We start from the raw sequence: 12,935 nt of genomic DNA on the forward strand, positions 1-12,935 counted from the left end.
TTCAGAGGCGCTCACTTATCCAGCCCGTAGAGGGCGTCGGCGGTTTTGCGTAAGTCGACTTCGTCGATAAAATCATCGCTGAGCGTTAGAATAGCGTTGAGGTTATTTTTAAGCTTTTCCTGGCTAAGCCCATTAGGTTTTAGCGCGGTTTGCAGCAGGTGTAGCGACATATCTGCCAGCAGCAGCTTTTGCTTTTCTGCCCAGTTATCGTCGCCCTGTTTGGCGCTGTCTTTTAATATGGCCTGCTCTACTTCGTCGTGCATGCTCCAACTCAGTTTAAGCAGCTCTCGGCGTGTTTCCTGATCCATGTTTCCCTCCGGTTATTCGCTGTTTATCTTGGCGGAGGACGGGCCGATGTGCAACGTGCGTTTTGTTATATCTTAGTCGTAGACGGCCTCATTCAGCCCTGTACAGCAGCCTTTGGGTCTTTAGGGTAAAAGTGGTCCGGTTGTCTTGCGCATAAGGCAAATTCGCGGGTGTTTTTATAGGGTAATTTCATAAAACCTGCGACGCCAAAGTCCTGAATACTCATGGCATATTGCATAATACGGGTCAGCAGCACTTTAAACTCTCGCTCTTTACTGGCATCCAGCAGGCAATAATAATGGTGAATTTTCAGGCGGTCGTTGAGCGATTCGAAGATAATACAGCCGGTATGATGGATCTGGTTTAGCTCAAATACACATTGCACTATTTGCCGTGGTAATTGCAGTTGCTCATCGGGGTCTTTGCCGTCCTCAAAGTAAGAATGCGGCCTGGCGATTTCGCTGGTGCCAATGTCCGATACCGTATATTGCAGCTCAGGAACCTGATCAAAAATAAACGCACCTGTGCCGTCACGCTGAAGCTGAATGGTCTGTCTGGCATCGAACAGGCAGCATTTAAATAAGCCTTTCTGCTCTATGCCTTGAGCCAGCATCACAGTGGCATTTACCGCATCGGTAAAAGCACTTTGCAAAGATTCATCGTGCAGTACCAGGCTGGATTCAACAAACAACGAAGCGTCTTTCCAGTGAAAACTCAGACCGCCTACTACCGGATACTTTGCCAGCCGGCTGATGGACGCCAGAAACGCCTTTTCGCTATCGCCGGTATCAAACAAAAACTCTTTATAGTAACGGTCAAGCTGAGCGTCGTTCACATCCAACAGTTGCTGGTTATGATCAGCCCGGCGTAAAAACTGTTTGCGAGAGCTGTACACAACCGTGTCTGGCTCTTCATCGATTTCAGTGAACCAGAATGGGATGCTGGCCTTGCTGGGCGCCGTTTCAAGTTCAGGCAAATACATACGCGCCATTGCCGGCATATTACGCATAAAGTAATCGCCGGCCTGATCGCGTGTGACTTTGTCTTTACTCAGCATGGCATCGATCATTCTGGCAAATGCCTGTGGCAGGCCTAAGCTGGTTGCAGGAATTACAGCGGCACCAAAACGACAAGACTGAGCGCTGGCCAGCGCATAGATAGTGGATGCCACGCCCTGCTCATCAAAGCGTGGCGAAGAGCGCGCGCCCGACATCTGTTCGTCGCCGATAAAGTACACATCGCCCATTCGGGCATTGGTGCTACTGATGTCAGAGGACATCAGATCCATGATATTGCTGGCAATGGGCTCGCCGTGGGCGTCGAGCTGTGCATACACTGAGCTACCCCAGTCAACCAGCGAGAAGCTATCTGTTTGTTCATCCCAGACGATGTTAGACGGCTTAATATCGCCATGCACCACAGGCTGCGGCGACATGCCATTTTTACGGTCGCGTAAATCAACTAAAACGTTACGTAGCTTGTTGGCCAGGTGTACCAGTTCATGCGGTTTAAAGCGACCCCGTTTTAACGACCACTGCTCCAGGTCTTCGCCTTTTGCGCGGGCCATCATCAGGATCCCCTGCTTTTTTACCCGTTCAAAGGCGTAAAATTCAGGCACCATAGAATTATGGATCTGTGACAGCATATACGCTTCATCTTCAAGACGGTCACGCACACTTTGTGCCAGTGTGATACGGGAGAACTTAAACACCCATTCCCTGTCCTGCTCATCAATACCGGCAAAGACAAAACCAAAAGCACCTGAGCCAATCACTTCCACATCCCGATAGCCCAGCAAAGTCAGTTGTTTTTGACAAATGTTGAGCCACTGACGGTGTTTTTTTGCATCTTTATGTGAGAGCAAATACACCGACTGCTGTTCATTGATGTAAAAGTTGTGGATCGACTTTTCTGCCATATAACTGTCCGTTTAACGCTATCCGTTTAGTGTACGACTGTAATACTCACCTCTAGTGCAACCAATGGATGTTCATCGATTGCTGCAAGCGTATGTTATCAAATCGGTTATGAAGTTCGGGCATGATAATTAAAAAAGGCCGACATAAGCCGACCTTTTTGTTATTTGCACGTGTTAGGCGTTTTCGATTTTCGCCCAGGAGTCACGCAAACCAACCGTCTGGTTAAACGTCAGCGTGTCGCCCTTGTTATCACGGCAGTAATAACCTAAACGCTCGAACTGGAAGCCCTGCTCAGCTGCTGCTTCTGCCAGAGACGGCTCAAGCTTAGCATTTGCAATGATAACCAGTGAGTCCGGGTTCAGCGTAGTTGCAAAGTCTTCCGCTGCTGCCGGGTTTGGTACATTGAACAGGCGGTCATACTGACGTACTTCTGCGTCAATGCAGTGACTTGCAGAGACCCAGTGGATCACCCCTTTCACTTTACGACCATCAGCCGGGTTTTTACCCAGAGTATCGGCGTCGTATGTACAGTAAATCGTGGTGATGTTGCCCGCGTCGTCTTCTTCAACACGCTCAGCTTTGATCACATAGGCATTACGCAGACGCACTTCTTTGCCCAGTACCAGACGCTTAAACTTTTTATTTGCTTCAACACGGAAGTCATCGCGCTCGATGAAGATTTCACGTGTGAACGGCAGCTGACGTGAGCCCATATCCAGCGTTGGGTGGTTAGGCGCGTCAAGCATTTCAACCTGCTCGGCATCATAGTTCTCGATGACTATCTTAACCGGATCAAGCACAGCCATCGCACGGGGTGCATTTTCGTTCAGATCGTCACGGATACAGGCTTCGAGCATGCCCATTTCAACCATGTTGTCTTGCTTGGTAATACCGATGCGCTTACAGAATTCGCGGATAGACGCAGGGGTATAACCACGACGACGCAGACCAGCAATGGTTGGCATACGGGGATCGTCCCAGCCTTCTACCTGACCATTCACCACCAGGTCATTCAGCTTACGCTTTGACATCACGGTGTATTCAAGGTTCAGACGAGAAAACTCGATCTGTTGCGGGTGACACTCAAGACTGATGTTGTCCAGTACCCAGTCGTACAAACGGCGGTTATCCTGGAACTCCAGCGTACACAGTGAATGGGTGATCCCTTCCAGTGCATCCGAAATACAGTGCGTAAAATCGTACATTGGGTAAATGCACCACTTGTCACCTGTCTGATGGTGGTGAGCAAAACGAATACGATAAATGATTGGATCGCGCAGAACCATGAAAGAGCTGGCCATATCAATCTTGGCACGCAATACACACTCACCTTCTTTGAACTCGCCGTTCTTCATTTTTTCGAACAGCGCCAGGTTCTCTTCTGGTGAGGTGTCGCGATGCGGGCTGTTTTTACCCGGCTCGGTTAGGGTACCACGGTATTCACGCGCCTGCTCTGGCGACAGAAAACACACGTAAGCAAGGCCTTTGTTGATCAGTTCAACCGCATACTCGTATAACTTGTCAAAGTAGTTAGATGAATAGCAGATCTCACCGTCCCAGTTAAAGCCCAGCCACTGCACGTCTTCTTTAATCGAGTTAACGTAATCCAGATCTTCTTTTTCCGGGTTCGTATCGTCAAATCGCAGGTTACACAGGCCCTGGTAGTCGCGCGCGATGCCAAAGTTCAGACAAATAGACTTAGCATGGCCTATGTGTAAGTAGCCATTCGGCTCTGGTGGAAAGCGCGTGTGCGTGCCGCCATGCTTACCGCTGGCCAAGTCCGCATCAATGATATTTGTTATAAAGTTTGTTGGGCGATTTTCTGCTTCCGCCATAGGAACTCATTCCTCTGAAAATTTAGTACCAGTTAACTGAGGCATTATTACAAAAAGTTCGCGCAACGAACAGCGTAAAACTGAGGCGAGAACAGATTTACCACGTAATTACGTAAAGCTGGGTATAAAACAACCAATTCAAGTGTAAAATGGCGCGTCATTTTTATGACAAATTTTGTTCTAGCGCAATATATTCGTCACAAGGTCACTCTATCATAGGCGTCAACAACAGAGGTATCGCAAGGAAAAACCTATGGCATCAATGAATCTTCATCGCGTTTATATTCCAACGAACGCACGCAACAACCATTATATTCTGGCTGAGTTTAAACCCAGCGACGCATTCTTCGATTGCTTTGACGACGTAGAAAGCTGTTACCAACGCCTGGCCCGAAAGTTGTTTGCCATTTGCGACGAACACGAGTTATTTAACGTCCACGTGATTGCTAATGACAAGCTGCCAGTTGTTCGCTATCACGATGAGGCCTACAGCCTGCAAACGGATAAGCAGATCCTGTTCTTTTACAACCCTAAGTATCACGAAGGTCACAAGATACACTACGAAGCGGATCATAAAGCGCGCAAAATTCGCTTGTTATTCCTGGCAACGGGTGACGAGCTGCGTGCCAACGCTGCCAGCTTTCACAGCAAAGTGAAAAAAGCGCTGGACGACTTAAAAGAGCAGTATGAACCAGAAGGCCTGTCGTATAAAGTACGCGACCATCAGCATCTGACCTATGATATTTTTGCTAAGGTGAAAGGCCACAGGGAAAGCTATGGATATAAGCTACGCAGTTTGTACCCACGTTATCAGGCACGTAACTGTAGCTTACCAGAGCAACATTCAGAGATGAGCTATGTGTCGTTTTCAGTGCCTATCACCCGTGCAATTAAAACTGAATATCAAAGTCAGATGCGCCCGGGCGACTACGCCCAGTTTTATCGCAGCATCGAAGACAGCTTTTTAACTTTGTGCGACCAGCTACAACTGACCCACGTCGGTTTTATCGCAGACGGCCGCCTGCCACTGGTACGCAGCAGCCAGATAGATAAATCAGACGCAAACCGCGAGTTACAAAAGCTCAGCTTTGATACCTCAGCGTTGGATGGCCAGGTGCGCTCGATCTGGGCAGGTGAACACCTGTGCGACACCATGCACTTCGTGGTAGTGGCTAGCGACAAAGATAAAAAAGACGTAGGTTATGGTAAGTTTATGAACAATGCCGAAACCATGATCCGTCGTTTAACCGGTAAACTGCCGATTAACCCTGAAAAGCAAGACGTGATTGTACGTTTCTTCCAGCATATCAGTTATCAGGATTAAACTTCTTTTCAGCGGGGGTCTCTCCCCCGCTTTCTACCAGCAACTGTTGCAGCGCTTGTCACGGACATAACCTGCCAATGAGATGTAATACCTGACCTCTCCTTTAGTGACTATAGTTTGGCCAACCCACCAAGGACTATAAACCTAAACTGCACAAGGAGAATTAAAATGGCTATTTCAAATCTCAAAATTCAAAATTCAAAATTCAAAATTCAAAATGACACTACGCCAGGGCCGCTATTTAAAAAAGCTGGAACTTTTTACCGCAGACCTGGATCAAGGTGTTGGCGGCGATTATATTTATTCTGGATATCAACAACTACCGGGGCAGTCAGTCACCGTAATTCTAGTTAAAGCCTATGACTCCCCTCAGAAAAACTCAATCTCGGGCTGGGAATGGTCTCCCATAGACCTAAACAGTGGCGCCAAAGGAAAGTACATCTATATGTACTGGCAAATTGATGGTCAGGACCCCGCCATTACTGAACTCCTGTTTTTACCCACTGATCACAATGAACCTACAAAATTGATTGCTATACACACGCAGGTGATGACCTGAATGAAGGTGCGGGTGGTCCTTATATTTGGGTATATTACTCGAATAGCATCGAGCCAAGTAGCGTAGCAAAAGCACATTGTGATAGAGCTTATACCTATTTGCTTATTTAAGTGAATTATTTTGAGGCGAGAAAATAGGGTCGATAACACCGTTCTCGCGTCCTGCTATCGCTGTGGCACCTACGTCCAAGTAGGCGAGGCAAAAATTTGTGAACCTATGTTTAAGGTATAAGGTTATAAATGAGAAATTCTTAACGCTGTTAGCGCCCTATTTGCCCCTTCAAATAGACCAGGTGTTAAGTGAAATTAGTATTAAAGTGCAATTGGTATAAGAAGGTCACGATTAGCTTTTCGCTTTGTATTGCTTAGCGTCAAAGGCTAGATCAAAAAAGGCGCCCTGAGGCGCCTTTTTACAAAGCAGGTAAAGTGATTACCAGCCTGCTTTTTCTTTCAGTGCAGAACCGATCTCAGCAAGTGAGCGAACGGTCTTAACGCCAGCAGCTTCTAGTGCAGCGAACTTCTCGTCAGCTGTACCTTTACCACCTGCGATGATCGCACCAGCGTGACCCATACGCTTACCTGGAGGCGCTGTAACACCTGCAATGTAAGAAACAACTGGCTTAGTCACGTTGTGCTTGATGTATTCTGCCGCTTCTTCTTCAGCAGTACCACCGATCTCACCAATCATTACGATTGCTTCAGTCTTAGGATCGTTCTGGAACATTTCCAGTACGTCGATGAAGTTAGTACCTGGGATTGGGTCACCACCGATACCTACACAAGTAGACTGACCGAAGCCAGCGTCAGTAGTTTGCTTAACCGCTTCGTAAGTCAATGTACCTGAACGAGATACAATGCCTACTTTACCTGGAAGGTGGATGTGACCAGGCATGATACCGATCTTACACTCGCCCGGAGTGATAACACCTGGACAGTTAGGACCAATCATGCGAACGCCAGTTTCTTCCAGCTTCACTTTAACATCAACCATATCAAGTGTAGGGATGCCTTCAGTGATACATACGATTAGCTCGATACCTGCATCGATCGCTTCAAGGATAGCGTCTTTACAGAATGCAGCTGGTACGTAGATTACAGATGCAGTTGCACCAGTAGACTCTACCGCTTCACGTACAGTGTTGAATACTGGCAGACCCAGGTGAGTTGTGCCGCCTTTACCAGGAGAAACACCACCAACCATTTGCGTACCGTACTGGATAGCTTGCTCAGAGTGGAAAGTACCCTGGCCACCAGTGAAACCCTGACAGATTACTTTAGTATCTTTGTTAATTAGTACAGACATTATTTGCCCTCCGCAGCAGCAACTACTTTCTCAGCAGCGTCAGTTAGAGACTCAGCTGCAATGATGTCAAGGCCAGAGTTAGCTAGTACTTCACGACCCGCTTCAGCGTTAGTACCTTCAAGACGTACAACTACTGGTACGTTTACGCCAACTTCTTTAACCGCACCGATGATACCTTCTGCGATCATGTCACAACGAACGATACCGCCGAAGATGTTAACTAGTACAGCTTTAACGTTGTCATCAGAAAGGATGATCTTGAACGCTTCAGATACACGCTCTTTAGTTGCGCCGCCACCTACGTCAAGGAAGTTAGCTGGCTTACCGCCGTGCAGGTTTACGATGTCCATTGTACCCATCGCTAGGCCAGCACCGTTAACCATACAACCTACGTTACCGTCTAGTGCAACGTAGTTCAGCTCGAAGCTTGCTGCGTGAGCTTCACGCGCGTCTTCTTGTGAAGGATCGTGGAATTCACGGATCTTAGGCTGACGGAACAATGCGTTGCCGTCTACACCGATCTTGCCGTCAAGACAGTGCAGGTTACCTTCGTCAGTGATTACCAGAGGGTTGATCTCTAGTAGTGCAAAGTCGTGGTTGATGAACATGTCAGCAAGACCCATGAAGATCTTAGTGAACTGCTTAACTTGAGTTGGGTTCAGACCTAGTTTGAACGCAAGCTCACGACCTTGGTAAGCCTGAGGACCGACTAGTGGATCGATCTCAGCTTTGTGAATTAGTTCTGGTGTGTTGTGAGCAACTTCTTCGATCTCAACACCACCTTCAGTTGATGCCATGAACACGATTTTACGTGAAGCACGGTCAACAACAGCACCCAGGTATAGCTCATTTGCAATATCAGTGCAGCTTTCTACTAAGATTTTAGCAACTGGCTGACCTTTCTCGTCAGTTTGGTAGGTTACCAGGTTTTTGCCTAACCAGTTTTCAGCAAATGCGCGGATCTCGTCTTTGCTGTCTGCTAGTTTTACACCGCCCGCTTTACCACGGCCGCCAGCGTGTACTTGACATTTTACAACCCACTTGTCACCACCGATTTTACCAGCAGCTTCTACAGCCTCTTGAGGCGTGTCACAAGCGTAACCCTCTGATACAGGTAAACCATATTCGGCAAAAAGTTGTTTTGCCTGATACTCATGCAAATTCATGATGCTTTATCCAATTTTTTATACTAAAAAAGCTGAATATTTATGCAAATAATCAGCTATCCCAAATTGCGCCCATAGTATAGATCTCAAGGCCTTGTATGAAAACCCCAGTAAGACTAATGGCGCAAAAAAAAAGCTGTATGCGGACATAATGCTCACATACAGCTTAATCTTTAATCTAGATGATTAAACGTCCAGAAGCAGACGCGTTGGATCTTCCAGAAGTTCCTTAATTGTAACCAGGAAACCAACCGATTCTTTACCATCGATTTGACGGTGATCGTAAGATAGCGCCAGGTACATCATAGGCAGGATTTCAACCTTGCCATTGACCGCCATTGGACGCTCCTGGATTTTGTGCATACCCAGGATTGAAGACTGTGGCAAGTTGATGATAGGCGTAGACAGTAGTGAACCAAATACACCACCGTTAGTGATGGTGAAGTTACCGCCAGTCATGTCGTCAACAGTTAGTTTACCGTCACGGCCTTTAAGTGCCAGCTCACGGATGCCTTTTTCGATTTCTGCAACAGACAGCTTATCACAGTCACGTAGTACTGGTGTTACCAGACCACGTGGTGTAGATACCGCGATGCTGATGTCGAAGTAGTTGTGGTAAACGATGTCATCGCCGTCGATAGACGCGTTTACTTCAGGGAAACGCTTCAGCGCTTCTGTAACCGCTTTCACGTAGAAAGACATGAAACCAAGACGGATGCCGTGACGCTCTTCAAATACGTCTTTGTACTGCTTACGAAGGTCCATGATAGGCTTCATGTTAACTTCGTTGAACGTAGTCAGCATCGCCGTTGAGTTCTTCGCTTCAAGCAGACGGTTCGCAATAGTCTTACGCAGACGAGTCATTGGAACACGCTTCTGAGTACGGTCACCCACTGGCGCCGCAGGTGCTGCCGCCGCTGGCGCTGCTGCTGGTTTTGCCGCTGGCGCTTTCAGGAATGCATCAACATCTTCTTTAGTGATGCGACCGCCTTTGCCAGTGCCTTTGATTTGTGAAGCATCAAGACCTTTTTCAGCAATCAGACGACGCACAGATGGCGTTAGCACATCTGCATTGTCATCGCTTGCTGGTGCAGCGTCGGCCTGTGCAGCTGGCGCTGCTGCTGGCGCGCCACCGGCAACCAGTTTACCAATCACTTGCTCACCCAGAACGGTTTCACCTTCTGCGTGCAGTTGCTCGCCCATTACACCGTCTTCAGGTGCAACAACTTCAAGAACAACTTTGTCTGTTTCGATGTCTACCAGGTTTTGGTCGCGGCTTACCGCTTCACCTGGTTGTACATGCCAAGTTGCAACTGTAGCGTCTGCTACTGATTCAGGAAGTACAGGTACTTTAATGTCCACTTCTTTACCTTCTGCTGCTGGCGCCGCTGCTGGCGCTGCTGTTTGTTCATTTGATTGCGCTGGAGCGGCATCTGACGCGCCCAGCTGTGCGATAACTTGCTCACCAAGAACCGTTGCGCCCTCTTCTTCAGAGATAGCGACGATAACACCGTCTTCAGGTGCAACCACTTCTAGCACAACTTTATCTGTTTCAATATCTACCAGGTTTTGGTCACGGCTTACTTTGTCACCAACGCTTACGTGCCATGTGGCAACTGTTGCATCCGCAACAGATTCAGGAAGAACAGGAACCTTAATTTCGGTCGTCATCTCTAATTCCTTATTTCTTAATAGTTAAAGCGTCAGCAATCAACGCATTTTGTTCTTTTGTATGGGTCGACATGTAGCCACATGCAGGCGCTGCTGCAGCTTTACGACCGGCGTAAGTCAACTTCGCACCACTTGGGATAGCTTCCCAGAAATGGTGTTGTGAACAGTACCAGGCACCTTGGTTTTGAGGCTCTTCCTGACACCATACGAAGTCTTTAACGTGCTGGTAGCGAGCCATGATTTCGTCCATCTCTTTGTGCGGGAACGGATATAGCTGTTCCACACGAACGATAGCGACATTATTCAGCTCTTGCTTGCGACGCTCCTGTAGCAATTCGTAATAAACCTTACCGCTACAGAACACAACGCGCTCGACGTTTTCAGGATTGATGTCATCAATCTCATCGATCATGTTGTGGAAAACACCTTCGGACAACTCATCCAGGCTAGACACAGCCAGAGGGTGACGAAGTAGAGATTTTGGTGTCATAACAATCAGAGGACGACGCAGAGGACGTACTGACTGACGACGTAACATGGCATAAACTTGTGCAGGAGTACTTGGTACACACACTTGCATGTTATGGTCCGCACACAGTTGTAGGTAACGTTCGAGACGCGCAGAGCTGTGCTCAGGGCCCTGACCTTCATAACCATGTGGCAGTAATAAAGTCAGACCACACAGGCGGCCCCACTTTTGCTCACCTGAGCTTAGGAATTGGTCGAATACAACCTGCGCACCGTTAGCGAAGTCACCGAATTGTGCTTCCCATAGTACCAATGAAGTTGGCTCTGCCGTCGCGTAACCATATTCGAACGCCAATACAGCTTCTTCAGACAGAACTGAGTCATATACTTCAAACAGACCCTGATCGTCACGAACGTTTTGTAACGGCAGATAAGTTGAAGCATCAGCCTGGTTGTGCACAACCGCATGACGGTGGAAGAAAGTACCACGGCCTGAATCCTGACCAGTCAAACGAATGTCCGTACCCTGGTCAACCAAAGTCGCATAAGCAAGTGTTTCAGCCATACCCCAGTCAAGTAGCTTCTCGCCACTGGCCATGGTCTTACGGTCGTCGTAGATTTTCTTAACGCGCGACTGAGCTTTGTGATCCGCCGGGTAAGTCGAGATTTTCTCACTCAACTCTTTGAGCTTTTCAACAGGAACACTTGCCTCGTAATCGGTATCCCAGTCATGACCAACATATTTTGACCAATCTGAAGAGTGCTTGGTCTCTGGCTGAATTTCTTCAACCACAATCTGGCCTTTATCCAGACCGTTACGGTAGTCATCTGCCAGCGTTTTTGCTTCATCAGCGCTCAAAACGCCTTCTGCGACCAATCTGTCAGCATAAATCTGACGCGGTACAGGGTGCTTTTTGATCTTCTGATACATCAGCGGCTGAGTTGCATTTGGCTCATCAGCTTCGTTGTGGCCATGACGACGGTAACAAACCAGATCAATCACCACATCACGCTTAAACTTGTTGCGGAAATCAAGGGCAACTTGCGTAACGAACGCAACCGCTTCCGGGTCATCAGCATTAACGTGGAAAATCGGTGCCTGAACCATCTTAGCGATGTCAGTACAGTACTCAGTTGAACGCGTATCTTCCTGGTTTGACGTAGTGAAACCAACCTGGTTGTTCACCACGATGCGGATTGAACCACCCACACCATAAGCGCGAGTCTGAGACATGTTGAATGTCTCTTGTACTACACCCTGACCTGCGATAGCTGAGTCACCATGGATGGTAATTGGCAGTGCTTTAGAGCCGCTCTTACAGTTAAGACGGTCCAAACGTGCACGTACCGACCCCATGACAACCGGGTTTACGATCTCAAGGTGTGACGGGTTAAACGCCAGCGCCATGTGAACGTTGCCGCCCTGCGTTGCGAAGTCTGAAGAGTAACCCATGTGATATTTTACGTCACCAGAGCCCGCTGATTCGCCGTATTTGCCCGCGAATTCGTCAAACAGTACTTGTGGGTTTTTACCCAATACGTTGACCAGTACGTTCAGGCGACCACGGTGTGCCATACCAATGACGACTTCTTCCTGACCACTTTCACCGGCACGATGTACCAGTTCTTTCAGCATAGGAACCAGTGAATCACCACCTTCCAGTGAGAAACGTTTTGCGCCAGGGAATTTAGCACCCAGATACTTTTCAAGACCATCAGCGGCGGTCAGGCCTTTAAGGATCCTAAGCTTAGTTTCTTTGTTGTATTTAGGCTGTGCGAAGGAAGATTCGATGCGCTGCTGTAACCAACGTTTTTCTTCTGTTGAAGTAATGTGCATATACTCTGCACCGATAGAACCACAGTAAGTGGTCTTCAATGCGTTGTATAAGTCTTTTAGTTTCATTGTCTCTTTGCCACTTGCAAAAGAGCCAACGTTATATTCTTTTTCCAGGTCGGCATTGTCTAAATCATGATAGGCCAGGTCGAGTTCACGAACTCGATCACGCTGCCATAGACCCAATGGATCTAAATTCGCGTTTTGGTGACCTCTGAATCTGAATGCATTAATAAGCTGCAAAACACGAACCTGTTTTGCATCTGCCGCACCTTCCGCAGAAACGATTACTTCTCTGTGTTTGTTTTTAGCAAGGTCCGCAAACTGAGATTTGATCTCTGAATGCTTAACATCAACGTCAACGCCTTCTACCTTTGGCAGTTGATCAAACACTTCTCGCCATTCTTCTGGCACTGAAGCCGCATCATCAAGATACGCCTCATATAAATCTTCAACATATGCAACGTTGCCGCCGTATAAGTGCGAAGATTCCAGCCATGCCTTCATCACACCTTCGTGCATTTATTAGCCCTTTTTCTAGCGCAGAAACT

Annotated in this window: 9 protein-coding genes; 2 read left to right on the forward strand and 7 right to left on the reverse strand. The window is 47.7% G+C overall.

Going from position 1 to position 12,935, the window contains the following annotated elements:
• Positions 1 to 11 precede the first annotated feature (11 nt).
• The 3 genes from CWC22_RS11415 to glnS form a co-directional block, all read right to left on the reverse strand.
• The gene (locus CWC22_RS11415; protein WP_138536458.1) at positions 12 to 308 is read right to left on the reverse strand and encodes a hypothetical protein; all 297 of its coding nucleotides are present in this window, start codon (positions 306 to 308) and stop codon (positions 12 to 14) included.
• A gap of 92 nt (positions 309 to 400) precedes the next feature.
• The gene (locus CWC22_RS11420; protein ID WP_138536456.1) at positions 401 to 2,224 is read right to left on the reverse strand and encodes a protein kinase domain-containing protein; all 1,824 of its coding nucleotides are present in this window, start codon (positions 2,222 to 2,224) and stop codon (positions 401 to 403) included.
• Between the two features lie 174 nt (positions 2,225 to 2,398).
• The gene (gene glnS / locus CWC22_RS11425; protein ID WP_010381467.1) at positions 2,399 to 4,060 is read right to left on the reverse strand and encodes a glutamine--tRNA ligase; all 1,662 of its coding nucleotides are present in this window, start codon (positions 4,058 to 4,060) and stop codon (positions 2,399 to 2,401) included.
• A 253-nt stretch (positions 4,061 to 4,313) separates the two neighbouring features.
• Here glnS and CWC22_RS11430 point away from each other — a divergent pair, with 253 nt between their 5' ends.
• Positions 4,314 to 5,384: a DUF3083 family protein gene (locus CWC22_RS11430; protein WP_125564290.1), complete on the forward strand. Its 1,071-nt coding sequence runs from the start codon at positions 4,314 to 4,316 to the stop codon at positions 5,382 to 5,384.
• A gap of 217 nt (positions 5,385 to 5,601) precedes the next feature.
• Positions 5,602 to 5,943: a hypothetical protein gene (locus CWC22_RS11435; protein WP_138536454.1), complete on the forward strand. Its 342-nt coding sequence runs from the start codon at positions 5,602 to 5,604 to the stop codon at positions 5,941 to 5,943.
• Between the two features lie 429 nt (positions 5,944 to 6,372).
• On the opposite strand, the gene sucD is transcribed toward CWC22_RS11435, so the two are convergent.
• The 4 genes from sucD to sucA all read right to left on the reverse strand — a co-directional run bounded on the left by sucD (position 6,373) and on the right by sucA (position 12,906).
• Positions 6,373 to 7,245, reverse strand: a complete 873-nt coding sequence (sucD, locus tag CWC22_RS11440) for a succinate--CoA ligase subunit alpha (protein ID WP_010381473.1) — start codon at positions 7,243 to 7,245, stop codon at positions 6,373 to 6,375.
• Complete coding sequence (gene sucC, locus CWC22_RS11445) at positions 7,245 to 8,411, reverse strand: ADP-forming succinate--CoA ligase subunit beta (protein WP_010381475.1); 1,167 nt, start codon at positions 8,409 to 8,411, stop codon at positions 7,245 to 7,247. The genes sucD and sucC overlap by 1 nt, the downstream gene beginning before the upstream one ends.
• Positions 8,412 to 8,597: 186 nt before the next feature.
• The gene (odhB, locus tag CWC22_RS11450) at positions 8,598 to 10,082 is read right to left on the reverse strand and encodes a 2-oxoglutarate dehydrogenase complex dihydrolipoyllysine-residue succinyltransferase (RefSeq protein WP_049865971.1); all 1,485 of its coding nucleotides are present in this window, start codon (positions 10,080 to 10,082) and stop codon (positions 8,598 to 8,600) included.
• Positions 10,083 to 10,092: 10 nt separating this feature from the next.
• Complete coding sequence (gene sucA, locus CWC22_RS11455) at positions 10,093 to 12,906, reverse strand: 2-oxoglutarate dehydrogenase E1 component (protein WP_138536452.1); 2,814 nt, start codon at positions 12,904 to 12,906, stop codon at positions 10,093 to 10,095.
• Between the last annotated feature and the right edge of the window lie 29 nt (positions 12,907 to 12,935).

The sequence above is a fragment of the Pseudoalteromonas rubra genome, from assembly GCF_005886805.2.
GTDB classification, from domain to species: domain Bacteria; phylum Pseudomonadota; class Gammaproteobacteria; order Enterobacterales; family Alteromonadaceae; genus Pseudoalteromonas; species Pseudoalteromonas rubra_D.

What these genes read in the sequence shown, in the direction of transcription:
- CWC22_RS11415 (WP_138536458.1), bottom strand. Translation starts at nt 308, where the DNA reads ATGGATCAGGAAACACGCCGAGAGCTGCTTAAACTGAGTTGGAGCATG.
- CWC22_RS11420 (WP_138536456.1), bottom strand. Translation starts at nt 2,224, where the DNA reads ATGGCAGAAAAGTCGATCCACAACTTTTACATCAATGAACAGCAGTCG.
- glnS (WP_010381467.1), bottom strand. Translation starts at nt 4,060, where the DNA reads ATGGCGGAAGCAGAAAATCGCCCAACAAACTTTATAACAAATATCATT.
- CWC22_RS11430 (WP_125564290.1), top strand. Translation starts at nt 4,314, where the DNA reads ATGGCATCAATGAATCTTCATCGCGTTTATATTCCAACGAACGCACGC.
- CWC22_RS11435 (WP_138536454.1), top strand. Translation starts at nt 5,602, where the DNA reads ATGACACTACGCCAGGGCCGCTATTTAAAAAAGCTGGAACTTTTTACC.
- sucD (WP_010381473.1), bottom strand. Translation starts at nt 7,245, where the DNA reads ATGTCTGTACTAATTAACAAAGATACTAAAGTAATCTGTCAGGGTTTC.
- sucC (WP_010381475.1), bottom strand. Translation starts at nt 8,411, where the DNA reads ATGAATTTGCATGAGTATCAGGCAAAACAACTTTTTGCCGAATATGGT.
- odhB (WP_049865971.1), bottom strand. Translation starts at nt 10,082, where the DNA reads ATGACGACCGAAATTAAGGTTCCTGTTCTTCCTGAATCTGTTGCGGAT.
- sucA (WP_138536452.1), bottom strand. Translation starts at nt 12,906, where the DNA reads ATGCACGAAGGTGTGATGAAGGCATGGCTGGAATCTTCGCACTTATAC.